This window comes from Rhizorhabdus dicambivorans, from assembly GCF_002355275.1.
Classification (GTDB): domain Bacteria; phylum Pseudomonadota; class Alphaproteobacteria; order Sphingomonadales; family Sphingomonadaceae; genus Rhizorhabdus; species Rhizorhabdus dicambivorans.
Map to the genome: position 1 here is coordinate 199386 of NZ_CP023451.1, position 26797 is coordinate 226182.

24 protein-coding genes are annotated in these 26797 nt (G+C 63.4%); 11 read left to right on the top strand and 13 right to left on the bottom strand.

Annotated features, from left to right (window positions below):
- The first annotated feature begins 205 nt into the window (after positions 1-205).
- Together CMV14_RS25505 and CMV14_RS25510 are read left to right on the top strand one after the other, a co-directional pair.
- Complete coding sequence (locus CMV14_RS25505; protein ID WP_139114822.1) at positions 206-2359, top strand: hypothetical protein; 2154 nt, start codon at positions 206-208, stop codon at positions 2357-2359.
- 17 nt (positions 2360-2376) lie between these two features.
- Positions 2377-3474: a DUF4238 domain-containing protein gene (locus tag CMV14_RS25510; protein WP_066703447.1), complete on the top strand. Its 1098-nt coding sequence runs from the start codon at positions 2377-2379 to the stop codon at positions 3472-3474.
- A 78-nt stretch (positions 3475-3552) separates the two neighbouring features.
- On the opposite strand, the gene CMV14_RS25515 is transcribed toward CMV14_RS25510, so the two are convergent.
- The 3 genes from CMV14_RS25515 to CMV14_RS25525 all read right to left on the bottom strand — a co-directional run bounded on the left by CMV14_RS25515 (position 3553) and on the right by CMV14_RS25525 (position 6066).
- Complete coding sequence (locus CMV14_RS25515; protein WP_096367890.1) at positions 3553-4050, bottom strand: GNAT family N-acetyltransferase; 498 nt, start codon at positions 4048-4050, stop codon at positions 3553-3555.
- Between the two features lie 79 nt (positions 4051-4129).
- Entirely contained in the window at positions 4130-5533 is a 1404-nt protein-coding gene (locus CMV14_RS25520) for a HEPN domain-containing protein (protein ID WP_066703444.1), read from the bottom strand.
- The gene (locus tag CMV14_RS25525; RefSeq protein WP_066703440.1) at positions 5530-6066 is read right to left on the bottom strand and encodes a hypothetical protein; all 537 of its coding nucleotides are present in this window, start codon (positions 6064-6066) and stop codon (positions 5530-5532) included. Before CMV14_RS25525 ends, CMV14_RS25520 begins: the two co-directional genes overlap by 4 nt.
- A gap of 13 nt (positions 6067-6079) precedes the next feature.
- On the opposite strand from CMV14_RS25525, the gene CMV14_RS25530 reads away from it, so the two are divergent.
- The gene (locus CMV14_RS25530) at positions 6080-7108 is read left to right on the top strand and encodes a hypothetical protein (RefSeq protein ID WP_233423699.1); all 1029 of its coding nucleotides are present in this window, start codon (positions 6080-6082) and stop codon (positions 7106-7108) included.
- Positions 7109-7160: 52 nt separating this feature from the next.
- Positions 7161-7937 carry a hypothetical protein gene (locus CMV14_RS25535; RefSeq protein WP_066703428.1) on the top strand — a complete coding sequence of 259 codons (777 nt, stop codon included), beginning with the start codon at positions 7161-7163 and terminating at the stop codon, positions 7935-7937.
- Between the two features lie 4 nt (positions 7938-7941).
- Here the strand turns inward: CMV14_RS25535 and CMV14_RS25540 are convergent, their stop codons facing one another.
- Positions 7942-8559 carry an SOS response-associated peptidase gene (locus CMV14_RS25540; RefSeq protein ID WP_066703426.1) on the bottom strand — a complete coding sequence of 206 codons (618 nt, stop codon included), beginning with the start codon at positions 8557-8559 and terminating at the stop codon, positions 7942-7944.
- A gap of 57 nt (positions 8560-8616) precedes the next feature.
- On the opposite strand from CMV14_RS25540, the gene CMV14_RS25545 reads away from it, so the two are divergent.
- Positions 8617-9138 (top strand): SOS response-associated peptidase family protein, encoded by a 522-nt coding sequence (locus CMV14_RS25545; protein WP_066969933.1) that lies wholly within the window; start codon positions 8617-8619, stop codon positions 9136-9138.
- Here CMV14_RS25545 and CMV14_RS25550 read toward each other — a convergent pair.
- Together CMV14_RS25550 and CMV14_RS25555 are read right to left on the bottom strand one after the other, a co-directional pair.
- Positions 9135-10661, bottom strand: coding sequence for a hypothetical protein (locus tag CMV14_RS25550; protein ID WP_066703424.1), 1527 nt, complete (start codon positions 10659-10661; stop codon positions 9135-9137). The genes CMV14_RS25545 and CMV14_RS25550 overlap by 4 nt on opposite strands.
- A gap of 109 nt (positions 10662-10770) precedes the next feature.
- Positions 10771-12429, bottom strand: a complete 1659-nt coding sequence (locus CMV14_RS25555; protein WP_066703421.1) for a hypothetical protein — start codon at positions 12427-12429, stop codon at positions 10771-10773.
- 261 nt (positions 12430-12690) lie between these two features.
- On the opposite strand from CMV14_RS25555, the gene CMV14_RS25560 reads away from it, so the two are divergent.
- From CMV14_RS25560 to CMV14_RS25575, 4 genes are read left to right on the top strand one after another with little or no spacing between them, the layout of a single operon-like run.
- Entirely contained in the window at positions 12691-13269 is a 579-nt protein-coding gene (locus CMV14_RS25560) for a TnsA endonuclease N-terminal domain-containing protein (RefSeq protein ID WP_202820847.1), read from the top strand.
- Entirely contained in the window at positions 13266-14948 is a 1683-nt protein-coding gene (locus CMV14_RS25565; RefSeq protein WP_066970322.1) for a TnsB C-terminal domain-containing protein, read from the top strand. Before CMV14_RS25560 ends, CMV14_RS25565 begins: the two co-directional genes overlap by 4 nt.
- A complete protein-coding gene (locus tag CMV14_RS25570; RefSeq protein WP_066970319.1) occupies positions 14939-15841 on the top strand; it encodes a TniB family NTP-binding protein in 903 nt (300 codons plus the stop codon). The genes CMV14_RS25565 and CMV14_RS25570 overlap by 10 nt, the downstream gene beginning before the upstream one ends.
- Entirely contained in the window at positions 15828-17327 is a 1500-nt protein-coding gene (locus CMV14_RS25575; RefSeq protein ID WP_066970315.1) for a TniQ family protein, read from the top strand. The genes CMV14_RS25570 and CMV14_RS25575 overlap by 14 nt, the downstream gene beginning before the upstream one ends.
- Positions 17328-17464: 137 nt before the next feature.
- Here CMV14_RS25575 and CMV14_RS27305 read toward each other — a convergent pair whose 3' ends face one another.
- From CMV14_RS27305 to CMV14_RS25600, 5 genes are all read right to left on the bottom strand, one after another.
- Positions 17465-17878, bottom strand: coding sequence for a hypothetical protein (locus CMV14_RS27305; RefSeq protein ID WP_228227682.1), 414 nt, complete (start codon positions 17876-17878; stop codon positions 17465-17467).
- A 268-nt stretch (positions 17879-18146) separates the two neighbouring features.
- Positions 18147-18347, bottom strand: coding sequence for a hypothetical protein (locus CMV14_RS25585; protein WP_066703418.1), 201 nt, complete (start codon positions 18345-18347; stop codon positions 18147-18149).
- 46 nt (positions 18348-18393) lie between these two features.
- Positions 18394-21453 carry a MobF family relaxase gene (mobF, locus tag CMV14_RS25590; RefSeq protein ID WP_066703415.1) on the bottom strand — a complete coding sequence of 1020 codons (3060 nt, stop codon included), beginning with the start codon at positions 21451-21453 and terminating at the stop codon, positions 18394-18396.
- Positions 21454-21456: 3 nt separating this feature from the next.
- Positions 21457-23751, bottom strand: coding sequence for a type IV secretion system DNA-binding domain-containing protein (locus CMV14_RS25595; protein WP_030090598.1), 2295 nt, complete (start codon positions 23749-23751; stop codon positions 21457-21459).
- Complete coding sequence (locus tag CMV14_RS25600) at positions 23741-24031, bottom strand: hypothetical protein (protein WP_030090597.1); 291 nt, start codon at positions 24029-24031, stop codon at positions 23741-23743. Before CMV14_RS25600 ends, CMV14_RS25595 begins: the two co-directional genes overlap by 11 nt.
- A 658-nt stretch (positions 24032-24689) precedes the next feature.
- On the opposite strand from CMV14_RS25600, the gene CMV14_RS25605 reads away from it, so the two are divergent.
- Positions 24690-24908 carry a hypothetical protein gene (locus CMV14_RS25605; RefSeq protein ID WP_030090596.1) on the top strand — a complete coding sequence of 73 codons (219 nt, stop codon included), beginning with the start codon at positions 24690-24692 and terminating at the stop codon, positions 24906-24908.
- Positions 24909-25021: 113 nt separating this feature from the next.
- Here CMV14_RS25605 and CMV14_RS25610 read toward each other — a convergent pair whose 3' ends face one another.
- Positions 25022-25249, bottom strand: coding sequence for a hypothetical protein (locus CMV14_RS25610; protein ID WP_066703412.1), 228 nt, complete (start codon positions 25247-25249; stop codon positions 25022-25024).
- 731 nt (positions 25250-25980) lie between these two features.
- On the opposite strand from CMV14_RS25610, the gene CMV14_RS26965 reads away from it, so the two are divergent.
- Positions 25981-26145, top strand: coding sequence for a hypothetical protein (locus CMV14_RS26965; protein WP_157077779.1), 165 nt, complete (start codon positions 25981-25983; stop codon positions 26143-26145).
- A 72-nt stretch (positions 26146-26217) separates the two neighbouring features.
- Here CMV14_RS26965 and CMV14_RS25620 read toward each other — a convergent pair whose 3' ends face one another.
- Complete coding sequence (locus tag CMV14_RS25620) at positions 26218-26796, bottom strand: hypothetical protein (protein WP_030090593.1); 579 nt, start codon at positions 26794-26796, stop codon at positions 26218-26220.
- Position 26797 lies beyond the last annotated feature (1 nt).

Below are 26797 nucleotides of genomic sequence, written 5' to 3' on the forward strand. Positions count from 1 at the left end.
TTGTCATTAGACTAGCCGGTCGGTGCATAGGTATTCGGGCGAGAGACATCATTCCAGCTCATGGCAGGGAGCCTGGACCATTCCTATATCGCCTTCGGGGGCCAGCTTACGGCCAACGCGTCACAGTGTTTCTGTTCACGCCATTGACGTGTGAGCGGGTGAACGAGGCGCGCCAGCAACAGCCGGAGCAGGAAAGCAGCGTTTCATGGTATCTTCGTCCGCCGCGACAGTTGAAGCCCTCATCGCGACACTGCTTGCGACACGGAATCAGACCGACATGATTGCCAAGCTGGGCCAATCGCCGCGGCCTGCGATGTCCAAGGCGATCGGCGCCGAGATCCGGTCCGCAATCGAGACGCTCGGCGGTCATATCGAAGCAAAACGCCGCCGCGAGGCGACCGTGACGCTCCTCGCGCTGTTGTACATCGATGCCGCCTATGTGGTGCCCCGCCTGCGCCGGGCAGGTGTGCTGCGTGCTTCGCGTTACGGCTACGCCGGCAATCTGATCGGCACCCTCGCCAAGACCGCACTCCAGATACGGCCGTTGTTGAACGCTCCAGAACGCGCTCGCTATTTCGAGTCCGTGATTGCGCTCAGCAAATTGGCCTCCAACGCGCGCGCGCTCTACGACGAAATCGTCAAAATCCTCGGGAGCCGGCGAGATTGCGTTCTCAAGACCCTGCTCGTGATTCTCAATAACCAGTTCTACCAGGGCTGGGTCGCCGACCCTTCGCAGCCGTCCTGGTCGCCTCGCCGCTACACCACGGAAGAATATGTAGACGGCGCCTCGCTGATCTTCTCGATCTATGCCTCGCTGTTCCCGATCACCGACGAATGCTGCAATCACGTCGATATTGCTGCCATCACGACGGACGCGGTGGTCTATGAACGACTGCTCCTCGCGGCCGTGCGCCTCACAAAATTCAAGGACGCGGAAACCCAGATTGATGGGTTGCCCTATCAAGCGACGCTCGAAGGCGAGACCGTCACAATCTCATCGATCGACCCGGACATAGAGCGCTCCGTCCGCTTGGGCTACATTCAGAGCGACAATCAAGCGATCATCCGGATCCACCGTTTCCGGAACTCAAACCCGCCGATGTCCATGAGTGACTTTCTCGACATGGGCTTTGAACGTGACGCCTTTCCCGGCTTGCTCGAACTCGCGGAAAAGCCGGTCAGACGCTATCGAATGATGCTGCCGACGGCGCCGGAAATCTTCTCGATCTTCGCTGGGGACCAGATGTTTCGCGAGGAGGTGGAGAGCCTCCTCCTCCTCGATGTCAACAACTTTGGGAACGTCAGCGATCTGATCGCCGATGTGAATGAGCATGTCACCACCACCGACATCTTCAAATTTCAGAGGTACTTCACCTTCCTGAGCGGTGTGTACCAAAGGGCCTTGGCGCGGATTGAGGACGAGGCCGAGCGCACATTCCTCACCTTCACGTCGACCGTCTTTGTGATGTCTCACGACAATCTCTTCATGCAGATGATGTTGATTTTTAGGAGCGAAGCAAAGGTGCGCTCCCTGATCGATCTGATGAAAATGACCATCAGCACCGGTCACATCGATCTGCAATATCGACCGTTGATCGACCTCGGCGGCTACTACGTCATTGCCCCTCAGGTGCTGGCCGCCTCGAATCTCGTCCGTAACACCATCGTGGCCAACGGCCTGCGACCGATCGCACTCGGCCCCGAAGACCAGATGGTGAACGCAGTGATCGACGCGCTCAAATCCGCGGGGTTCAAGGTTGAATCCGGCGTGGAACTGCGTGCTGGCGGGCTCGATTTTGAACTCGACATCGTCGCCTGGCGCGATGGCCATCTGTTTTTCTTCGAATGCAAGAACGCCTACCACCCGTGCTCACCACACGAGATGCGCAACAGCTATGATCACATTAAGGTCGGGCGCGACCAGCTGGACAAGCGGCGGCGGGTCTTTTCGGAGACGACCCACAAGAGCCAATTGTTGAAGAAGCATGGCTGGGCGGTCGATCCGTCTGCCGAAGTCCACACCGGAATCGTCACCGCAAATCGTATCTTTCATGGTGCGGCCCTGAACGGCCATCCGGTTCGCCAGGCGCATGAACTCATCAATGTCCTGACCATGGGCAAGCTGAGCGGTGAGGAGCGCAGTCTGTCGATCTGGGCCGGAAGCGAATTCCATGCGCTCGATCTTGTGACCTATCTCGAGGGCGATTCCATCGCCGCCAAACAACTTGCGGCGCTCGACCCCACAGACTGGGAAGTCGCGATGGGATACAGGCGACTTACGCTCGCGACCTATGTCCTTGATCCTCTGAAACTTCAGGGGATCATGGAGGCAAGCTACCCGGCCGTTGAACACGCATGATGCGGACACGCCGATAGATGGCCGACAACAAGAACCAGCACTTCGTCCCTCGGGTCCACCTTCGGCCGTTCACGGTCAACGGAGAGGGGCTGGCGATCAACCTGTTCAATCTCGATCGCATGAAGGCCATTCCCAACGCACCCGTCAGGAATCAATGCTCGGGCGACTATTTCTACGGGCAAAACAAGCTTCTCGAGAACGCGATCAACTTCATCGAGGACCCTTATGGGCCGATCGTCCGCCACTTGTCCGATGGCGGCGCGGTCGGTTCAGCGGTCAAGGTCGTCCTCAAGCGGTTCATCTATCTCCAATACCTCCGGACGGAAGCCGCCTCGCTGAAAGCCAGTGAAATGGCGCTGGCGCTGCAAGATGTTCCTGGATCCGACCTTCCCGTGCCAACGGTGAAGGAGGCATCGAAGGAGGCCGTCCAGGCCGCGATGCTGAACTACAAGGACACGATGCGGATCGTCGACGATCTCACGCTTTGCATCGCGCGAAACCGGTCAGACCTCCCATTCTTCACCTCCGACGATCCGGCCATCCTGACCAACCGCCTGCATATTCAACGGCCGCGCAAGGGCCGACCGAGTTTCGGGGTAAAGACCGCTGGGGCCATCTTTTTCCTGCCGCTCTCACCTTCTCTCTGCGCAATCCTTTACGACGGGGCTGTCTACACCTCTGGCCACCGGGCGCACTGGATCGACATCGATCGGCACCAGGATATCGAGGCGCTCAACGCCCATCAGGTTCTTGGCTGCTGGGCCAACGTGTATTTCCGGGAATGGGGCGATCGCGATACAATTGCGTCGCAGGTAGAGGCCGGTAAACCCGGACGGCCTGCCACTCGGCAAACGGTGACCCAGGCCGTCCTCGAAAAGAGCGACGATTGGGGCGAATATTACGCCGTCAGGAAGCCCACCGATATCAGAAACGGGGAGAAGGTCCTTGTCCATGTAGCGACGAACCACCCAGCCCCTTCGACCTGGCCCTCATTTCTGCGCTTCCGCTCGAACGCGCACGCCTACTCGAATGACACCGGCGCCGGCTTGACCCGCCGATGGTGCCTTGAACAGGGATTCGTGCAGGGAAGCGGCTATCGAAAGATCTCGGTCTAGCGTGTGGGCGCCGATAGCGCGATTTCCGCTGACGCACCCGGCCCGGAACGCAGCGCAAGAAACAGCGAATAGGGCTCTCTACTCGCCGCCAAATGCGGGATGATATGTGACGATGCCGCTGTGGTGCTGCTGATCGAACGAGAGCCGCTGAAAAAACTCTGGCGGGGCTCCTGCTAACCGCAGGTCGGGATCGACGGCAAAGCCGAACCGGCGGTAGTAAGCGGGATCGCCGAGAACCACGCATCCTTTCGAGCCTTGCCGCTTCAGGTCGGTGAGACCTGCCTCGATCAGCGCACTGCCGACGCCCTCTCGTTGGCAATTTGGGTCAACCGACACGGGGCCAAGCCCAAACCACCCGTCGAGAATGCCGTCGATCATGACTGGGGAGAATGCGACATGGCCTACGATATTCCCACCGTTGGCAGCGACAAGCGAGATCGTCAGCGCACCCGCATTGCGCAGCCCATCAACGATTGAGGCCTCGTTGCCGTCACTGTGCTCCGCTGCGAGGAAAGCGGAAGTAGTTACGGCGCGGATAAATTCCTCGTCCGCAGGTTTCTCGGGTCGTATCTGCATCGGTATCATCATAGCAAAGTGTCGAAGGCCCTCAACGGTAGGGCGGCGGCCTATCGATAGGTTCAGCCTGACGAAGGTCTCATGCAATATCGCCCAACAGGTCGCCCATGGCGTTGTTCGAGGTCGGTGTCCAAGCCGTGAGCCGTTCGGCGATTGCACAGAAGCAGCGCGCGAAGGCGACCTGGCCGCGATGAATGTCAATCGCGTGGTCAGGCTCGCCCGTATGAACGATGGCGCTGCGGGCATAGTAGATCGCCAGAACGCTGGCCTGATAGTTCGCCACGCCTGGCACCCCTTTGATGCAAATCCCAATCCGGCGCCGCAGGCGCTCTGCAATCGCGGGGGCATATTGGTCCGTGAGCAGCGTCTCGAACGCCACCGCCAGCGCGACGATCGCCTCCGCCTCGTTCGCCCGGGCACTGAACGACTGCCGGAACCAGTCCAAGGCAGTGAGCAGACGGCGGTAAAGGCGGTTCTCCGGTTTCGAATGCGTGGCGATACTGACGTGACGAAAATAGCCTCGCTCCACCGTGTTCAACGCCTGCGTCACCTTCGCCGCAAGCCGCCGCATGCGGGACGTCGCCAGTGCGGTGGTGGAGAGCGTCGCGGCGACGTCAGAGAGCTTGGCCAGCTCGAGCTGGGAGACGTTCATGGGCACGCGGCGCGTGGACATCGGGCGGCCAGGGATCGCCTCACCGATCATATAATGGGCGATGTCGAGCGTCTCGAAATTGTTGACGAAGGACGAATTGCGGTGCCGGTCGAGCGGCCCGACTGCCTCCTGCGACAGGCTATGCAGCATCAGCAGGTTCGCCGCTGCCACCCTGATCTTGAGTGAATAGACGAACTGGTTCTCGTACATATCGCCAGTGAACGACGTGAGGCGGACCAGCATGAGCGGGTTCTTTCCGAACCACTTTGCCGAGTAAGCGAAGTGCCGGAAATCCGACTTGTCTATGCGCTGCTTCACGCCGAGCCCCCTTGCCATCCGCTCGATGCTGGCGACGGCCGCGTCGAACGAATTGCTCTGGGTACTCACGGCGAAGCCCGCGCTCCTGAAGATCGCCTCGGAGCGGAGCTTGCTGTCCTTCGCGAAGATCCGCGGCATCTCCATCCCGAAACCTGTCAGCGGATAGAGGACGAAGCCCGGCCTGTCGGCGCCTGCGGTCGCGAGCCCGGCGATGACCCGCGCGGGCACATCCCCGCCCCCATTCTTGGCGGTGTGCAGGATATAGTCGTCGAGCAGAGAGCGCCCGATGTAGAACTCGTTCGACCATAGCGTGCGCGCGATCGCCGCGCGGAGCTGCAGGATATGATGCTCGATCGCCTGGCGATCCTTGGCAGACAGCTTGGTTTCGTCCGTGACGAGATCGTCGATGCTGTCGAACTGGGTCAGCAGGTTGTGCTTGGCCTTCAGGAAATCGTCGGACTGTTTGAGCTTCTTGCCGAGCGTGACGGTCAGACCGCCGAGCGTCGAGGTCATTCGCCCCCCTCGCTCTTGCGGGACGCCTGCCATTCTCGCGCCGCCGCCTCGATGTCGAACCCTTCGATCGACAGGCCGACAATCGTGTTGATGAAGGCCTTCGCCTCGGCGATCACGGCTTCAGCCTCCTCGGGATTGCTGAAGGCTCCTTGGTGCACCACGGCATTGCGCACCGTGTTGATCTTCTCGGCCGACGCTTTGAGCGCCTTTCCGATCGGACTCTTGTCCGGCGTCTCGAAATAGATCGGAACGAACAGCCGAGTGACCTTTAGCGGAAGGCCATTGGCCCAACGCAGGAACATGTCGACGATGGTGTCATCGAATTCGGTCTTGCGGGCCCATTCCGTCCGAATGGCATAGTTGGCCGCGATCTCCGCTGCCGTGGCGCAACGGACGATCGCCGCAGATGGCTCTTCTCGAAGGTGCAGGCCGGATAATTTGGTCCATTGTGACTGCAATTTTTCGAGATCGGTGCGTTCGTTATAGGGCTTTGACGATTTCTCGCGATGTGCGTTGCTGTTTGCCTTAGCCATTTGCCCCCCAATTTTGCTGCCCGCCGCCCGATCAGGGCAAGCTCTTCAATATCTTTTCTACGATGAAGGTATAGCTTGCGATGCGGGCGGGCTGATCGGAATTGCCCTGCTTATAACGGGGGATTCCATGACCGCAGTTACGGCGGCGAACGTCTTTTACATCAAGCTGGGCCGGGGCGGTGACTGGGAGACGGAGAGCATCCGCGACGGCGTGCTGCGCTTTGGCTACCGCGAAGTGCCGCACGACCTTTGCGTGGCAGGCGACTGGCCCGGCGTTTGGGACGCGATGAAGGATCGTCGAGGGGACGCCGGCGCTGCAACTCGCGATGTGAAGCAAATCCGGGCATTTTACGAGAGCGACGAGGATACCATCTTCATCACCTTCGTCGGCGGCTTGCTCTATTGGTGTCGGCCGGTCGGCGAGATCGAGATCCTGCCCGACAACAGCCATCGCCGCGCGACCCTGGATGGCTGGCACAGCACGTCGGTCGGCGGCAGTCTGTTGACGGCTGACCGGCTGTCCGGGCGACTGCTCAAGGTCCAGATGTTCCGCGGGACGATCTGCGACGTGCGCGCGGCCGACTATCTGCTGCGCCGGTTGAGCGATGAGCTGTCACCGGAGGTCGCAGCGGCGGAAGAGGCGGAACGCGCCCTCACAGCGGCGATCATTCCCCTGATGCGACTGCTGACCTGGCAGGATTTCGAACTGCTGGTTGATCTGGTCTTCTCGAGTAGCGGATGGCGCCGGCTCAGCCAGGTCGGCCGGACCCAGAAAACGATCGACCTCGAACTCGTGCTTCCGAGCACTGCCGAACGCGCCTTCGTGCAAGTGAAATCTCAAGCCACTCGGGCAGCTCTCGACGACTATGTCGGCCGGCTGGCCGAAGCGGAGGCCTATGATCGCATGTTCTTCGTATGGCACACCGGCAACATCCCAGAGAATGAAGGCCCGGACGGGGTAATCCTACTCGGGCCGCAGCGCCTCGCGCGAATGGTCCTCGACGCAGGGCTGTCGTCCTGGCTCCGGGAGAAGGTCTCGTGAGCACTATCACCCCCGGACCGGCGCGATCACGGCCGGCGCGAAAGGACTGACCGTGGACTACGAACCCTATCCCGACGAGGTGGATGACGAGCCTCGATATCGTCCGGTGGCTGAGATCGGACAGGCCGAACTCTACGAAGCCCTGATGACCCTGGCAGGGTTCGGCGAGAATCCATTTTTGAGGATGCAGGCGAGCCAGCTGTGCCTGGTCGACAACATGCTCAATCACATCGAGCAGGAGATCCTTGAGCATCAGCTCGACGACGAACCGCCGCGCGGCCGGATGGCGCAGCTGTCGGCCCTGACACCCATGTGGATCTATGCGGCCTACGAACTGCTCCGCACCTGGCGCCAACGGTGCGAGGAGGTCATCAAGCTCGCGGAGAATGGCGGGATCAATCTCAAGGCCACCAACCTCGAACGCGATCTCGGCTACCGGCATTACGATAGGGAGCTGCGGGCCCAACAGCTTCGCGATGCTCAGGAGCGACCCGAACTCGTCGATCAGATGCGGATCGATCTACGCCGGACGGAAATGGGCTTCACCAGGCTGGAATTCCTGCGCGTTGCGCTCGCCAAGCATGAGGTGAGCAAAAAGGGAAACAAGAAGCCCATCGCCTTCGCGCCCGGGCTCGCCACCGTCGATCGCCATTGCGGATCGATGCAATATGAGCTCTCCAACGGTGGCTCGATCATCGACTATGTTACGCGGCGCGATATGGCTGAGACGATCCGCTATATCCCCGAGATGGAGAATCCGAGCGACGAGGATCTTGCTGGATTCAGGGTCTATATGAACCCGCCGGATGTCGAGCCCCCGGCGGCCTGAGACCTCAAAGCAGCGACGCTTGCGCCGCGGCCGGTGGATAGACCTGCAGCGGCAGGAGGCTGCCCTTCGGCAGGAGGCCAAGCACCTCCTCTGCTGGTACTGAGGGATCAAGCCAGTCGGCCCACCGGTCGCGCGGTAGCGGGATGATCTGACGGGAATGATAGGGCGCGACATCCTCGCCGGGCTCCATCGTCAGCATGGTGAACGCCTCGCCGATTTCCGGATGCGATCGCCAGATGCCGGCGATGCAGAACCAGGGATGGTCCTTCATCGTGAACAGCCATTTTGTCTTGCGCTTCTGGCCCGGTTCGAGCGGCGCCGTGAACTCATAGAAACCGTCGGCCGGAATGAGGCAGCGGTGCGAAGTGAACTCGCGGCCCTCGGAGCGGAAATTATAGACCGGCCGCCCATTCTGGCCAGGCCAGCTCCATCGCCGATTGACGAGCTCGCCCGATCCCCTGCCCTCGCCGCTGCGCACGATAGGCGCGACGTCGCTGATGTTGATGTCTGCGCGGGCCGCGACATTGGGCGTCCCTTCGGGCATTTTGATCTTGATCTTGAGGTCGTCGAAATCCTCAACGATCGAGGCGATATCGACCTCCAGGCGATAATCATTGCACATCGGTCATCCGTTCCACTGGTCCTTGCGACTCATCGTCGTTCTATATATGTTCTTGTCATGGCGACGCCAACACCGTTCGACTCCGAGGCCCCCCTCGAAAAGCTCTTGCCCATCATCCGGCGAAATCCGGACGATATGCAAGAAATGGAAATGGTCGAGGCCCGGTGGGGCTCCAATCCACGCTTCAGCGGCGGGGCCTCCTTCCGCTTCGTGCGCTCGGAGGGCCAGATCTTCCCCAGCCAGCGCTGTCTGGTGCCCGCCTCGGAATTCCACATGACCGTTAGCGGCGGCAAGCAGTATCGGGTGCGGCTCGAAGACGGCAATTTCTTCTATCTCGCGGCGATCTGGGAGCCGGCCATGGCAGAGTGGCCCCTGTCCTTCCGGGTCATCACCGTCGCGGCCAATCCTGAAGTCAGCCACTATCAGGATCGACACGATGCCATCATCCTGCGCCGGCAACGCATGCAATGGCTCGACCACCTGCTCCCAGAGATCGACCTTCTCGAAACACCGCCGGCCCGCACCTTCATCGTCGAGGAAATAAACGGCGGCCCGAGGCAGAAGAGGCTTGCCGTCTAGTCCGGGATCTGGATTTCCATCGCCGCCATCTGAGCGATCAGCTCTGCCCTGGTGATCCGAACATCAAAGCGCCATTCAAGGAGCCGCACACCGTGGCGAGCCAGCAGCGCGCGCTTTTTCTCGTCGCGGAATTGCGTGAGCTTGAACCCCTCTTCGCCGCCGAAGAGCGTCACGGGCGCGTAGTGCTGCTGCCCCTGATACTCGATGGCGAGGCCCAGCTCCGGCACATGGATATCGACGGACTGCATGCCGAGGAACGCCGGGCGCCATTGATGGACCGCGGAGGGCCATAGGGTTCGAACCAGATCGAGCAGCGCCACCTCGGACACCCAGCCCCGTCCGATCTCGGGAATCGACCTCTCGCGGCGGAACGCCTCTTCGGCAGCGACCATGGCGGTCGCAAAGAACGCGGATGCCCCGGTGTCGGCGGCCCCGATGTTGATGGAGAAAATCCGGCCGCGCCGCGCACCGTGGTTCGTGAACTGCGCCATATGACGCCGATAGGCGGCCCAATCCGAAGCGGGCGGCATGGGCGGTATCATGGTCGACCCGAAATCCGGCCGAAGCCTGATCATTTCCTCCAGGACAGGCGGCTCCAGCGTGAATTGCGCATCGAGATGGCCCAGGAATGCCTCGAATTCCTCCAGCAGACGCCCCGCAATGAGCGATGATTCCGCATGTTTGCGCGCCAGTACGCGAATATCCTGCGCGCGCAGCGGCGATCCTGTCAGGAATCTGAGATAGATGACCTCGTCGAACAGAGGCTCACGATCGCGGCCGGGCACCGCCTCGACCAGCGTAAGTGCCTCGTCGAGCCGATCAGCCTGTGTGAGTTCAAGAACGCGCTGCCAATGCGGATCGGGATCCCAAGGTTCGCCATCGACATCCGGAAGATCACCTGGGAGGCCGGTGCCGTCAGCGCCACGCCATTGGTCGCCAAGCAGGCGTGCCTGCAATCCGTAACTCCGGGCCCGTTGATTGTCTTCCCATACGCGGGCAGTCGGCAAGGCTGGATCGAGGGGATTGGGCGTCCAGGACTGACCTTGGGCGATTCCATCGGGCCGCATCACATAGCCGATGTCGAATCCCGCGGCGGCGTAATCAGCCATGGCGAGATCGCCGATAGCTTCAACGATGCGCTCGAACAGCCGGACCTGATCCTGACGGACCCCGATCGAGAGCAGGACGCGGCCACGCGCCGAGATCTGCCGGAAGATGCCCGGCGCATGGACGGAAAGCTTAACGGCGCGTTGCCGCCGGATCCCCGGCCCTTCGAGGAAGTGAATGCGATGGGTAATGTCGTCGGGGAAGTCGGGATAGCTCAACGGCACCGGCTCCACCGCCTTGGGCACCCGCTTCTTGGGCGGCGCCTCCGGTCCATATTCTGTCAGCAGCTCACCGCAGAGCGCCGATAGTCGAGTGAAATGAACGGCCGTTGCCGAGCCTGCCGCGCGTTTCCCTGCGAGCGTCGCGTAGAGTTTCTGCCACTTTGCCAGGTCCTTTCGATAGAATTCGCGGGACATCCGGCTGCGCAACGTATCCTCATGGAGCTTGGCTGCCTCACGGAACGCCTGAAGACCGGCATCTCCCTCTTCCGGTGACGGGGGCTTGAGCTCCACAGCGCGCACCCGGTCAGTCGAACGACGGCGAGCCGTCGGCCCAGCCCGACGCCTGCCAGCGGATATTGAATTGCTCCTGCAGCTGCGGCTGCATCGGCGCGGCTAGATCGGTCACCTGAAGCTCAGGCAGGAACAGCTCGGGCTTTCGGATCTTGCGACCGCCACCGCGGGCGCGCGTCAACTGGACGTCTTCCACTCCCCGGAATGCGATGGAAACGAGGCCGGAACCGGCCAGGCCCACGTCGGCGAGCACGGCGGCAAGACGCTCGAGATGGGCGGCGATCGATGCTTCCAGCTCGCGACCATTCACCAGGATCTCGGGATCATCGTCGATCCGGGCGCCGATCATCGCCTCGAATTCAATCAGGCCGGGTCGAACAAGGCGCGTGCGCCACCGGGTCTCCGGGTTATTTTCGGTCTGAATGAGCGGCAGGCCATAGCTCCACCATTGGCGCTCATCCGAATCTGACTGAACCCGGACCTGGCTGTCAGGCGGAAAGCGGAGCGCCGCAGCGAGGACGGTCTTTGGATCGAGAGCCGGCCGATCCATCGCAGCGAGCGGCACAATGCGCAGCGTCATGCTGGGCATGGCGACGATCTCGGGAAGCCCTCCTCGCATCCGGTCCGCCGCCAGCTCTGAAATCGCGGTCCGCGCGGCCTCCCAGCGGGGATCCACCTGCGGCGCCGTTGGCGCCGGCGGCGCGACACGAATTCGGGAGCGCCCAACCTTCTCGAACGCATCTATCGCGCCGATCAGCGTTCCGGCGCGCGCATTGAGTTCCCGGATCGCATCCAGGGTGACCTGCTGCGTGCCGTGCCGCACGTCATAGTCGGTCTTCGGCCAGACCATGTTGGGGTTCCGGTCCATCACATGGATGCGCTCATAGACCAGCTCCATGAGAGAGGTGTTCGCCGCGCGAAGCGCCATGGCGGCCTCCTGTAGCGCGGTGTCCTCGAAATCGAAGGCAGCGCCCGCCCAGGTAGCAGCCATATCATCGAGGGGATCGAGTGCCTTGCGCGGATAGGGCGTCCCGAAATTATGCTCGCGCAGGAACTGGCGCAGCAGCTCCGGGATTTGCTGGCGATACCGCTGCAACAGCTCAACATCATGAGGGTGAGGTTCGGCCGGCGGCGCAGCCGCCATAAGAACCTCGTCGTCGAGAATCAGGCGAAGAGCGCTCTCCAGATCCTTCTGAAGCCCTGCCCGCGCCGCCTGGCGCTCCTCGTCGGTCGCGTCGGCCGGACAGTGGAAGAGGATCGGCCGTTTGAAATGGGTGAGGTCGAACGGAAGAGGATGCTCGTCGGGATGGCCCATCGCTGTGTTCATGACGCCGATCATCCTGCCCCACCCGCGCGATTTTAGCGCCCAGCCATGCTCGAGCAGGACATTGGGGTTGGGCGAGAGCTGGCCCTTGGCGCGCGTGGCAACGTGCGTGAGGTCGGACAGGAAGGCGACCGCCCGGTCGATCTTTCCGAAGATGGTGTCCGCGAGCGGCGGCATGCCCGGCACATTCACAGTGTCGCGATCGGCGCGAAGCTCACGATCGGCGGGATCAACGTCGGCGTCCGCATTGACGGTTCGAATGGCGCGGTCCAGCGCCCACTGAATCAAGCCGCGACCGATCCGGTTCTCCGTGTCGCTTTGCCAGGAATAGAAGATTTGGTGCGGCATTCAGGTAGCGATTCTCGTCGTTATGGTGGTCGCCCTCGCTAACATGCCTGCCTGGCCCAAGCATCATGGACGCACTTTTGTCGGTGTTCCATCTTTCGTGAATCGGCGCGATTCAGAAACTGAGTCGGAACGATGATTTGAGTTCTATTGGCTTTGTTCCATTGCTGTGAACTGGTCCAAAAATGTGCCATCAACGTGAACTGAGTCGCGTTGCAAATGGAGGGCAAGTTGCGCCGCATCCCGCTCAGCCGGCGATCGCATATGATCGGTTCGCAGTCCTTGGAAACCGGGGTCGCGGAGCACGAAAGCGCTCTGGAGCGGGATTTCGTGACGCTCACGAGCTTTGCCGATGCTTGCGCCGTAGTGACGGCGCAGCCGGTTACAGTCCGGTTCCGGCAAAGCGGGCGGGCGCGGCGATATACACCCGACTTCCGCGTCGATTGGAGCGCAGGTTCCAGCGAGCTGGTGGAAGTCAAATATCGCGTCGATCTGCGTGCTGGCTGGCAGCATTTGCGGCCCGCCTTCGCGGCGGCCCGGCGCTGGGCGCACGAGCATGGCGCGCGTTTCAGGATCGCAACGGAGCTTGGCATCCGCGGACCGAGGCTCGAAGCGGCAAAGCGGCTCCTTCCCCTCAGAAATGCTCCCGTGGACCTGGCGCTGGCCGAGCTGGCGGTGGCGCGGGCGCGGGAGACGGCAATCGACTTCATCGAGCTGGTCGATGCGTTGCCGGCTTCGCGCGAAGTTGCGCTCGGGGTGGTCTGGCGGCTGATCGCGCGCGGGGCGCTGATCGTCGACTTGTCGGTTCCGATCGTGCCCGGTTCATCCGTGAGGGCGGCGTGACCGTCCCCGACCTGACAGAGGTTGCAGAAGCCGCCTGGGACGAGGCGCGGCGATGCCTTCCGGTGATCCGCCGTCTTGCGGAAAGCCCCAACCGGTCGCGGGCAGAAGTTGTAGCTGCGGGCGCGGAACTGGGATACGGGCCGACCCACATCTATAACCTGATACGCAGCTATGTGGCCGATCCGCGGCTGACGAGCCTGCTGCCGAGCAAGCGAGGCCGAGCGTTCGGCTACTCCAAGCTCGACAATGAGATCGAAGCGATCGTCAGCGAAGTGATCGACAGCCTGTATCTCACGCGGCAGAAACCCAAGATCGTCGATCTTGTCGCGGAGGTTCAACGTCGTTGCATCGCGCGCGGCTTGAACGCACCAGGCCGCAAGGGAATTACCGCCCGGTTGCGGGCTCGGCCCGCCCGTGACGTAGTTGCCAAGCGAGAAGGCCGCAAAGTGGCCCGCGACCGCTATGCACCGGCAGTAGGGTCGCTCGAGGCGCACTGGCCACTGTCGTTGATCCAGATCGACCACACGCTTGTCGACGTAATCGTGGTCGACAGCGAGACGCGCGCGCCGATCCAGCGTCCCTGGCTGACGCTTGCGATCGACGTCTGCACGCGCTGCGTTGCCGGCTTCCACCTATCGCTGGAACCCCCTTCAGCCACGTCCGTGGCGATGTGCCTTGCGCACGCTGCGCTCGGCAAGGAAACCTGGCTGGCCACGCGTGACATCGACGCGGTGTGGCCGGTTCGCGGCGTGCCGGAGCGGCTCCACCTCGACAATGCCAAGGAGTTCCGGTCGGAGGCGCTGAAGCGGGGGTGCGAGCAATATGGCATCGCCATCGACCACCGGCCTGTGCGAACGCCGCACTATGGCGGGCATATCGAACGGCTGATCGGGACGATGATGGGCAAGGTCCATCTGCTGCCCGGAACGACCTTCTCGAACATCCGCGAGAAAGGCGACCTCAATCCCGAAAAGAGCGCCGCGATGACGCTGGACGAGGTCGAGCGCTGGCTCGGCCATGCGATAGCCGGCGTTTATCATCGCGATCTGCATCGCGGGATCGGCACGACGCCGCTCGCTGCATGGCAGCGCGGCATCGCCGGCGACGGTCGGACGCTCGGCAGGGGCGAGCCCACGGCGGTCGCCGATCCGCGCCGCTTCCTGATCGACTTCCTGCCGATCGAACGACGCCTGGTACGCCGCGAAGGAGTGTCACTGCACTCGATCCATTACTGGGCCGACGTGTTGGCGACCTGGGTTGGCCATCCCGAGCGCATGATCGTGCGCTATGATCCGCGCGACCTCAGCCGCATCCATCTCCTCGGTCCCGACGGCACCTATTACGACCTTGGCTACCGCGATCTGCGTCGCCCGCCGATCAGCCTGTGGGAGCATCGCCTGGCGCTTAAGCGCCTTCGCGACGAGGGACGCGCGCAGGTCGACGAGGCCGCGATCTTCCGCACGATCGAGATCATGCGCGGGATCGCCGACGAAGCAGTCCGAGCCAGCAAGACGGCGCGGCGCCAGCGGGAACGGCGGCTGCGCGTGATCCAGGGAGGGGCGAACACGCCTGCGGCTGATCCGGCGGATGACGGTTCTCAGGCCCCGACCGAAACCGAACCGCTTCTGGATGGCACGCTACCTCCCGACAATATGCTGCCGTTCGAGGAATGGAGTTGAGCACCGACTATCCGCATCTGCACCCCTCGGCCCGTGCATGGGCCGATGAGGACGCAGCATCCCGGATACGGCGCGTTCGCGCGGATCGGTGGATCGGCTATGCACGCGCAGACACCGCTCTGGCCGCGTTCGACGATGTGCTGTCGTTCCCGAAGCGGACACGGATGCCGAACCTGTTGCTGGTAGGCCAGACGAACAACGGCAAGACGATGATCGTCGAGAAGTTCCGGCGGAGCCACCCGCCGACAGCGGCCACCGATACTGCTGACGGTGTTGCCCATGTCCCGGTCCTCAAGATCCAGATGCCTGCGGGGCCTGACGAACGCCGCTTCTTCGGTGCGATCCTCGAAGAACTGGGCATGGGCCAATGGCACGGTGGCAATCTTGCGGGACGCCAAAGCGACGCTCTGCGGCTGATGCGGATGGTCGACGTTCGAATGCTCATCATCGACGAGTTGCACAATATCCTCTCCGGCGCCCGCAACCAGCAGCGTCGCCTGCTCAACTTGCTGCGATGGCTCGGCAACGAGTTGCAGATCCCGCTCATTGGCGTCGGTACGGTCGAAGCGCTCTATGCGATCCGCAGCGATGACCAGCTCGCCAGCCGGTTCGAGCCAGTGCCTCTGCCGCTGTGGACCGAGGGCGCGGAATATCTGCGCCTGCTCAGCACGCTGGAGGCGCTGTTGCCGCTGCGCAAACCGTCCGGGCTCGCCGGTCCGGTGCTGGCGGGAACGATCTTCACGCGCTCCGAAGGCGTGCTCGGCGAAATCGTCGCCATCATCATACGTGCGGCCGTGGAAGCGATATCGTCCGGGGCGGAGGCGATCACGCTGCGGATGATCGAACGATCCAGGTTTACCTCTCCCTCGGACCGTCGTCGTGTGGAGATCTGAGCTTTACGCAACGGAAGTCCACGAGCCACTCGCCCCGCTGAAGTATGTCCTGCCGGTCTATACGGCGCCGATCGCCGGCGAAGCGCTGCTGTCCTGGCTCTCCAGACTTGCCGCGATGGTCGGGCAATCGCCGCTTCTGTTCACCCGCCATGCGTTCGGGATAGATAGCTTGGGACGCCCCGAATGGTGGCGGCGTCCGACGACGGATCAGCGTGACAGGCTGCTGGCGGTCAGTGGCCTTACACCTCGGCAGCTCGATCGCATGACCTTGCAAGGTTGGTCGACAGCTCGGAATGATGAGACAGACACGCGGTTCAGCCCGAGGCGCGTCACCCATCCCAGGCAGTATGCGAGAGGTGTCCGCACGATGTTCGTCTGCGGGGAGTGTCTCGCCGAAGACGAGATACCGTATCTGCGGCGCGAGTGGCTGATCGGTTGGCAGGCAGTCTGCCCGCGGCACAGGAAGGTGCTGATGCGCGGATGCCCGCATTGCGGATGGAAGCTCAGCTCGCTGTGGCTTCGCGGCAAGGAACCGATCGACTGGCACCGTTGCACACGATGCCAAGGCGCTCTCGTGCTCGATGGCCCGCGCGCGATCGACGCCGTCATCACGTTGCAGAAGGCGATGGTTGAGACGAAGCGCCGCGGAGCCGGCGTGATCCCCGGCTTGGGCCTCATCCAATGGGAGTTGTTCACCGTTATCGTCGATCTCGTTCTGCGCGCAGTCTGGGCCGAAGCGAATATCGACCGCCGCGAAGCGCTGTTCGCGATGGTGGCAAAAGACCTCTCGCTGCTACGCGTTGGCAGGTTCCGGACCAACTGGAAGGGCAACTACGGCGCTTTGGCGCTGATGTCATGGATACTCGCCGAATGGCCCCACCAGCTGAGGCGCGTGCTTGAAATGCTCGACACTCCAAGCATCGATACCCTGCTTGGTCAGCTCGACGAACTGACCGAGGCATCGAAAATACGCGCCAGAACACTGATGCGCGATGTGCTGGATCATCGTCCCCAGACCGCGGGCTGGCGGCAATGGCTCAGCGGCTTGGTCGCCGATGGAATGGACTTCCGGGCTCTCGCGCAGGGAGCTGCCGAGTGGCGGCATATAGAGCGGTTTACCGCGCTTGCCATGCTGAGCGAGGGGCGGTCGATCAGAGACACGGCGAGGGTTCTTCAGGTCAGCACCAACATGATCAAGCGGTGGATCGAGGTCGGAAGTACCTATGGAGTGGAAGCCGTCCTTAGACGGCCGCTGCGAATAACTGACCTCACCAACGACCAGATCGGAGAGATCGCAGCGTGGCTTGCTACGATGCCGCGGCCTTCGCACTGGACGGGTGACACTATCCGCAGCGAGATCGCCGCGCGGTTCGGGCTAATGATCACGACACATGCCGCTTTGCGACTCTTCGTGGAAAACCATCCTCGACGACCCGAATGGTCCAAACGATCCCCAGTACGAAATGATGGAACCGGTACGCGTTGATGGCACCAGTTCACGAATGACGGAACACTGACAACTTTCCCTCGTCGAATGATTGTCATCAATGACACTCTACCAGGCGTTTCGGGGTAAAGTGTCATTGATGGCATCTTAGGTTCTGGTGGGGCGGGCCGCCCCGGTCAAAGCGGCGCTGGTCGAGAGCCCATCATCCGCGTCTCCAGATTGCCGCCGGGCCGACGATGCAGGTCGATGACGTGACCCATCGTCGGCGTGAACTCTATCAGACTGGCCACCGTCTCGTAGGATGTGTTCGGCCCGAAATAGCGCCTCGCGCCGTGCCACTTCCGCCCCTCGATCAGGCGGACCCGGTACGTACCCGCAGGCACCGGCAGGGACACCCGGTCATTGGCGGCAACATAGATCGACAGTGCATGGGCGTTCGTATCCGGGTCCACCAATTGCACCACCGTGTTGGAATCGGCTGCCTCGATCGTGAGATTGCTGCGTTTGATCAGACCGATAACATTGGCCCCAACCGTAACCGACCCGCTCCGGAAACGGCTGCGCCGGCTCGAGATCAGGAATCCAGCCATGACGCTGCGCGTCCCCATAGAATGGGATCAGGATCAGCAGCAGGCTCAGCACCGGCAGGGCGAAACGGACAGCGATCGCCGCCGCAGACGGTTGTCGGCGATATCGCTGGTGGCGCGGATCAAGCCAGGCCGCCTCGATCCGCCCCCTACCCTCGTTCCATCTCGTCCGGTTGGCGCGCTGTCTGTGGCGCGCTCGCATATAGTCGCGATCATCGATGCCCATTGGACAGCCGCCTCCTGCCGAATGTCCGGGCCGCCGACGTCCGGATCAAAACCAACCGCCCTTGCGGCCTTCGCCCGCGTCACGAAGGTTTCGGCCGTCGATGGCGGAGCGGCGGATCTCCAGCTCGACCTCATCACCCTTGCGCCGGGTGCGGAAGTCCGCATTGCTGAGGCCGTTGCGCCGGGCATAGTCCTCGGCGGCCTTCTCGCTGCCGAACTTGCCGCCTTCGTCAAAATCCCATGCCATCGTCACTCTCCTTGCTTTCAGCCGGCACCGCGCCGACCGTTCGTCATCAAAGAGCAAGGCCCAGGCTGCGCTCGGGCAGCGGCGGCAGCAGGTCTGCCTTTTCGGGCTTGAGATCCGGGGGCGCCTTGAGGCCGTCGCCCTTGATCGGTGCTGCGGGCTCAAGCGGCCCGTCCGGAAGGGGGGGAAGATCGGCGAGGATGTCCGGCTGATCCGCGAGGTTGATCCCGTCGATCGGGCCGGGATCGAACTTCACCGGCTTGGCGCCGCCCTTCTTGCCGTCGATATCGAGGCGGCCGACCGTCTCTAGGGCCGAGGTCTTGTTGCCGGCATTGTGGTCGAGCTGGCGTTCGAGCTTTTCCTTATCGTCCACGATCATGGTGAGTTCGTCGCGCACCCGCGTCACGCCCACATTGAACAGGCGCTGGTTCGACAGGTTGCGCTCATGGCTGTCCATGACCGTGATCGCCTTGTCGGTGGTGATGCCCTGCGCCATGTGCATGTTGAGCGCGTAGGCGAGGTCCAAACGCGAGAGCATCGGATCGCCCGGCGCCAATGTCAGGGTCTGATTGCCCGCCGTCTCGACGGTGATGCCCGAGGCATCGGCCGAGATGATCCGGGCGAGCGCCGCGTTGTGCAGGTCGCGCGGCTTGTCGTTCGCGGTCCAGCGGATGCGATCCCCCTCGCGGACATGCAGATCCTTCTTCTCGGTGAGTTCGAGCCGGTCCCGCTTTTCGGTGGGCGAGAGGCGCTGCGGGTCGAAGCGAATCTTGCGGCGCCCATCGACCAGTTCGACCTTGCCCGAGGGCAGCACCCTGGAGACGTCATAGCGTCCCTGCGCGAGCCCGACGTCCTGCGCGCCGCCGCGGCCGACATCGAGGGTGAGGCCGGGCCGATAGCTGGCGGCGTAGCGAAGCTCCTCGCGGGTCAGGTTCACGCGGTCATAGACGATGAGATGGATGCCCTCGCCCCGCACGGTGCCCTCGGCGGCAAGGCCGTCCTGGATGCGCTGGTTGATGATGGCGCGGGACTCCCGGCCAGACGCAAACACCTGGGTCGCGGCACGGTCGTCCGCCCCCAGCGCGAGCCACCTGTCGGCGGCCTCTTCGGGCGGGTTCGCGCTTTCGTGGACGTTATCGCCCAGCACCTTCATCGCCTCGCCCGCCTTACCGACATTGGCGAGCGCGGCGACGGTGCGCAGCGTGTCGGTCCGCTGACGGATATTCTCGTCCATTCGGGCCATCGTGCCGCCGGCGGCCTGGATCATCGCGAAGGACTTGCCGGCGTCGATCGAGGAGAGCTGCTGGCGATCGCCAACCAGCACGAGCTTGTCGATGCCGAGCGCCTCGACGATGCTGTGAAGCTTCAGCATGTCGGCGCTGGAGACCATCGAGGTCTCGTCCACGACCAGCATCGCGCCGCCGAGCCGCTCGCGCGCCTCCTCGTAGCGCGGCGTATCGCGCTCGGTCAGGTAGCGCTCGTTGGCGAGCACGAACGAGGCGATCGTCTGGCTCTTGATCCCGGCCCCTTCGGCGAGGTCGGCGACCATCTTGTTCTGGAAGGCCAGGCCCAGCACATCCTTGCCTTCGCCTTCCGCGATCCGGGCAACCGCCTGCAGCATGGTCGACTTCCCGGCGCCGGCGACGCCCTGGACAGTCACGGTCCGATCTTCGGAGGAGAGGATCAGGGTCGCGGCTGCGAGCTGCCCCGCATTGAGCGGGCGATCGGCGACCTCCTGCAGGCGGGCGGGCCCATCCTGCGCGGGGAGTATCGGCACCGCCTTGCCCACGCCCGCATCGACCGCCTTGAGAACGGCTTCCTCGGTGCGCAGCGCCTCCTGGGTGGTCACCATCCGGACGCCCTTGTCGCCGGCGCGGGCGACACCGGGGATTAGCTGGCGGTTGTCGTAGAGCTGCTCGATCCGGTGCTCGACCGTCTCGATGGTGACGCCCTTCAGGCCGAGGTCCAGCGCGGTCTTGGAGAGCTTGTTGACGTCGAACGCCGCCTCGCGTTCGGCGAGGATGCGGACGGCCGAGGCTACCGCCAATTGCGTCCGGGCGACGGCCGGCGATTTGGTGGCGCGGGCAAGGCCGCTGTCGATCAGCGGATCGGGCGAGCGAAGGAAGCCGCCGATGAGATCGCGCGCGCCGGCGATCGCGTCGGTGACCGCCCGGAAGCCCCGCTCCAGCTTGTTGTCGGCGGCGCCCTGCCCTGCCCGGGCCAGCGCCGAGGCGAGCAGTCCTTTGCCGTCGAACCCGAGCTCCGCCGCCTTGTCGATCCATCCTTTGAGGAGCCCGTCGCGGTCCTCGACATTGAGCTTGGGATCGCGGGTGGTGGTGGTCACGCCGTCGCGCCCCTTGGCCGAGACGATGCCGAGCTCGGCCGCCTTCTCGAGGATCGCCTCGCGCCGTTGGCTGAAGGCATCGATGATCGCCTTGGGCACGCCCATGATCTCGAACGTGCCGTGCTTGCCCTTGAGCTCGACCTGGTAGCCGAGCTTCTCCAGCCCGGCGCGCAGGTAGGCGTGGTAGATCGCCCCGACGACCGCGTTATTCGACCAGATCTTGTCGGCGTGCAGCGCCTGCCATTTGCCGTCGGGCATCTGGGTCAGATTGGCGATGACGGAGTGGACATGGGCCTGCGGATCGAGCGCGCGACTGGTGTCGTGCTGGAACAGCGCATAGACGAGCTTGCCGGTCGGCACCGGCACCTTGCGACCCTCGACGTCCTTGCGCCCTTCGGCGAGATTCTTCTCGACCCAGGCCATGGTTTTCTGGACCGCGACCATGTTGGCGGCGAGCACCCGCTTGTCGCCGGCGACATAGGCCATGACCGACACGGACTTGGGCGCGGAGAAGGTGAGGTCGACACCGTTGCGCCGGTTTTCGACCTGGGCGACGCCCTCTCCGCTCGGCAGGACGCCGCTCAGAATCTGCTCGAAGCTTTCGCGGCTGACTTCGCCTTCAAGCGCGAGGGCTTCGGCCCCTGCCCCGCCCCAGGCACTGACCTCGGAGGAGCCATCGGCCGTGTAGTAATTGTCCTTGAAGTCGTCCTTCGCGAAATAGTTCGCGGCGCCTGATGCGGAACGGACGGCGGCGACCGAGAGCATGGATCAGATCCCCATGTCGAGATCGTCCTGGTCACGGCCCGCGGCGAAGCCCTGACGCAGTTCGATGAGGGTCTGATCCTCGACTTGCGGCGCCTGCGGTGACGGTCCGCGCCGGTCGTCGGCGGGCCGCTGGCCGGTCTCCTGCTGGGCGTCCCTGCCGCGCGCGCCGTCCTCCTTGCCGCCGCCCGCTCCCTTCGCCTGCGGGGGCACCGGCCGGTCATCGCTACGCGGGGCGGTACGATGGGTTTCGGCGGCCTGGTCCTCGCTCGGCGACTGCAGGATCCGCGCCGCCATTTCCTTCGCAAGATTGGTTGGCTCGACCACCTCATCCACGATCTGGACGGCGCCGTCCCTGCCGCCGGCCTCACCGCCCTCCTCGTCGAAAATCTCCTCCCCGCGCTTGGACCGGACGGGCTGCATCACGGGACGCTTCAGGAAGCCCGGCGCCACGATGGGGTAGTTCTTCCATTCGAGAAGGATGCGCGCGGCCGGGAAACCGTCGGGGAATTTCACGAACCCGTGCATCGAGGGCAGGTTGGTGATGTCGTCGGGGATCACGAGGGGCTCGACCTGCTTGCGCGGAGTCAGGGTCGAGGCGTCGCGATTGTTGTTGTAGCCGTAGCTATAGGCCTCATCCATCTGCCGCACTTCGCGGTTGCCGATGTACTGCGAGCACTCCTCGGCGGTCTTGAACTCGCTGGTCGCGAGGATGAGCTTGGAGCGGGCGAGCGAGGCGAGATTTCGCGCGCCTTCCTCGCCATAGACCTCGACGAGCTTCTGGAAGCTGTGGAGCCCCAGGATCATTGCGCCGCCGAAGTTCCGCGCGGTCTGCAGGCCCTTCTCGATCGCAGGCAGGCGGTGCAGCGCGCCGACCTCATCGAACATGAACCAGGTCCGCAAGCTGCGCGTGCGCGGCAGCGTCATGAGGCTGGTGATGGCGATGTTCATCCAGAGCGTCAGCAGCGGCCGGTTCATCTCCAGATCGTCGTAGTCGGAGGTGACGAACAGGATCGATCCGGGCGCGCGCTCGGTGGTCATCCAGTGCCGGATCGAGAACGGCTCTCCTTCGTCGGGCAGGAAACGCAGGACCTGCGCATTGGTGTTGAAGACGGCGCGGATCGATTCCGCCATGCGGGCCGCTTCCGGGGCGGTCAGCGGGTCGGCGATGGTGTTCGCGAGGAAGCGATGCACCCGCTTCAAATCGGCGGTCATCAGGTTCTCGGCGAGCGCCAGGTTGGTGGTCTGGCCGCGCTCCTGAAGCCGGACGCACATCTCGATGAACAGGGTGCGGGCCGCGAGCGCCCAGAAGGGCTCGGACGAGCCGCCATCGGAGGGAATGAGCGCCGCGGCGGCCGACGTGAAATGGCTGTAGGTCGAGCAGTCGTTGAAGATCGACCAGGCCGGGCAGCGCTGGTCCATCGGGTTCAGGATCGTGTCGCGCATGGGATCGTAGAAGGCTTCGACATAGGCGCCGGTGAGATCGAAGATCACGGCGCTGTCCTGGCGCTGGCGCATCTGGCTGACCAGACTCCTGAGCTCGGTGGTCTTGCCCGCGCCGGTGGTGCCGATCAGCATGGAATGGGACTGCTCGAGGCGGTGCGGATAGGGGATGCCGGCGAGCGTATAGGGATGGTGGATGCCGCCCGCCTTCCGTGTCGCGAACGGCAATTTGAGCACGGCGGCGGACGAGCGGCCGGGGAAGAACTCGCGCGCGTCCTCCGCGAATTTTTCCGCATTGTGCTGCGCGATTTCGGAGACCAGCACGGCGCGATCGACCAGCATGGCGCCGCGCTCATGGCGTTCCTGAAGGATCGAACGCCCACGCCTGCGCGAGATGTCGACGAACCAGATGGTGAGTGGCGCGACCACGAAAACCGAGACGAGGATCGAGCCGATCAGCGCCCGGATGGTGGTCTCCCAGGCCTGCTGCACGGCCGGGATATAGGGCACCACGGGCATGACCGTTTTGTAGATCTCGCCATTGGGCAGGGTGACGTTGACGCGCTTGTTGGGATTGAGGTCGACCCAGTTCCAGAGCGCCGAATAGATCTTCATGCAGACGAGCTGGAATCCGTGCTCGTCGAGGCGGATCGAGAGGATGACGAACCAGGCCGCGAGGAAGGCGAAGAACCAGACCATGATGGGCAGCCGCGCGCCCGAAAACCACATCAGCATCTCGTGGGTGAGAAGCTGTGAGCCGCGGGTGAAATTGCCCGAGTTTCGCTGCACGCGGCCGCGCGCAGAGTGGTGGGTCAGCGGGATGTTTTTCCCGTTCGAGCGGATGTCCTCACGCGCCATGATATTGCACCAGGCGCTTGTCGGTTTCGGCAACGAGGCGGTCGCGAAGCTCAGGATATTGCTCGCGCAGAATGACGTCGAGCACGAGCTGCTGGAACTCGCTGATCCGGGCCAGGCGGCGCTGGCTCGCGGTCAGCACGTCGGAGGATGAAAGGAAGACATTGAGGGCCGACCGGATGACGTCGGCGACGCTCAATTTCTGTTCGGCGGCGATCACGCTGAGGCGGTCCCATTGGGCGCGCTCCAGGCGGACGTTGTAATGCCGGTAACTGGTAGCCAAGACCAACCTCCTAGCAGGGAGGCTGGTGGGGACTGAAGAATGGCTCTATTTATAGCCGAGCGACCCGGTTCCGGCAAGTTGATCGTCATGGACCAGCAGGCCGTAGTCTCACAGACTACGCGCGAATGGCTGATTTCCGCCGTTTTTGCCCGCCCACCAGCTCGTACTACAACGTAGTCTCCTTTCCTTCCGCGCTAACCCGTTGTGAAACAACGGAACTCATGCACCTTCAGGTGCGTAGGGTGTGCTAATCCCAAGAGCCCGATCCCCTGTCCCTGGGCCTGTTACGATGTCGTCGGAGAGGAGCCGGTTGCCGGGACCGGCGAGGTACGCGCCGCCGTGAGGCGGAACGCGCGAGGCCGGTGTCACCGATCCGATCAGGGCGCGAAAAGCCCCGATGCGCAGCATCAACGTCGGCCAAAGGGCCGCGTTGGAAAGGCGAGGATCGTGACCCGAAGGGCGGAGACAAGGCGCATGCCTTGGCTCCGTGAGGTTGGGCTCTCGTTGCCTGAAGGGCATCGGGAGCCCTAGCGAATAGAGCCGTCGTCGGGCGCAGGCCCGATGCGCCCAGCCCCATGAATCTTCTTCTTCCTGCCCTCACCAACCAGCGCTATGTTCAGCCAGTTCATAGCCCGATTAGCCTTCACAAGAGGCACCTATGGCAAAGACACTGGAACAGGAGAGACAGGCTCTCGAAGAGGATCAGCGCCGGCTGGAAGAGCGGCGCAGGAAGCTCGAAGAGAAAGAGCGCGAGCAGGCGATCGCGACGATCGAGAAATCCGGACTGCTGAAGCTTGAACCTAAGCGGCTCGCCGATCTGACGGCCCGCATCAAGACACTGGGTTTCGAGGAAGTCGAAAAGCGGCTCAAGGCCTGAATCATCCCCCGCCGCGGCAACGCCGCGGCACGGTCATGGGGGGCTCGATGCCCCCCGTGACCGTTCCTCTCCCAGCAAAAAAAGGGGAGAGGCCGCAGCCCCTCCCCTATCGTTCAGAATTCGTCGATGATGCCGCCCGGCGCGGTGTAGACGATCCGGTCGATCATCGCCTGTCCGAGCGCGCCGTAGTCGCCCTCGTCAATGGCGAGGAACCCCAGCTCATCGTGCTCGACCACATGCTGGTCGAAGTAGCTGTGCATCGCGCGGCGCTCGGCATTGGCGACGGCGGCGAAGTAGGCGGCGTGCTGATCGGCGGCGGCGATGTTCGTGATCGTCTGCATGTTCGTCTCCTGTCGTCTTGAATGACAGGGGAATGGCGTCGGGCGGGCGGGACCGTGTCAGGCCTCGCCGGCTTGCCGGCGACCGCAAAGCGGCGGTGGGGGTCACGATTTTCTTCGGCGGCCACCGTCGTTCGAGATTGATGCGCAGCGCCCGATCCGCCGAAGAAAATGGTGGGGCCCCGCCGGGCTTGAGACGGTCTCGTCCGCCCGACAGAATGGGAAGACTGTGAGAGATTTTTCCTCTCGGGGAAGCGCCTCCGGCAAGGCGTAGCGGCGCGCGGACCGACGGGTCCGTGCGGCACGCGAGCGAGCCGGTGTCGTCACGATGAAACGCCGCCCCATCATGGCTTTTGCGAATTATGAGAACGGCGTGCACGGACCCTTCACCGATCTCGGCCAGCGGGCGGAGCGGATGGACAATCCACTGATCCGGGAGGGTGCTGGACAGGGCCGAAACGACTTCGCCTTGGTGTCACAGGAGGTCTGTGTTAGGCGCCGGATTGCGCTGCGAAGGCTGCGGCGCCGGGACTGGTAATCCCGTCGAGAAAGGCAGCTCGGTGTGATCTCACGCCGGGGTGCCTGCGCACATGTCCAGGTGCCTTGGCACTAAAAGCGTAGGCGCATGTCTCGACGTGTTACCAGCCCCGGCTCCCGCGCACGGCGCGGGAGCTCTCCGGGGAGGAGCGACGGCCCGGAAGCTCGCGAGGATGGACCGCGCTCGAGGTAGCGATATGGACCTCTCGGAGACGGACCCGACGGTAACACGGGCGCTTGCGCTGGCATTGATGCGGCAGGCCAAAGAGTATCTGGCGGCGACAAACGATGTCGATGCCGCCGACCAATTGCAGCGCGCGATCGATACCCTGCTGACACCGCGAACGCCGGTCGCGGCATAGGCTCGCAGCGGCATTGCGGGGCGCGCCGCGCGCGGCGACGCGCCCCTTCGCGACGTCTGGTCCGGGCGGAGGCTATGCCCATTCCAGACGGGAACTGTCGTCAAGATCTCCGGTCGCGATCAGGCGGTCGAGCCGGGACAGGTATGGGGCTGCACCCTGCGCTTCGACGCTGCGCCGGATCGCGGGATCAGCGAGGCGGGCACGGACATTGTCGACCGGGATTTCGCCGACGCTCTCCGGTCGCAGTCCAAGCCCTTCGAGCAGCGCGAACGCATTCTGATAGGCCAGATCGAGTTCGAGGCCGAGATCGGAGGTCAGCCCGACCGACAGGGTGATCGGGCCAGTGTCGCCCTCGCGATAGACGCTGACCCGGCGGCCGCGAAACTGGGCCTCATCCAGCACCGTGATGACATCGGTCTGATAGTCGAAGATGCGTGCGATGCTGGCGAGCGCCAGCGGGCAGACACGCGCCTCGAACCGATAGGAGAGATAGTCGTCCTCCGCGAAATCCGGATCCAGCAGGGTCATGTCGAGACGCTCGCCTTGGCCGCGCAGAAATTCCCGGAAGGCGGCGAGCTGGCGGGCGTTGATGACGGCGGTCTGGCGTTCCTGATGGTCGGCCGATGTGGTGATGCGAAACACAATGGACATC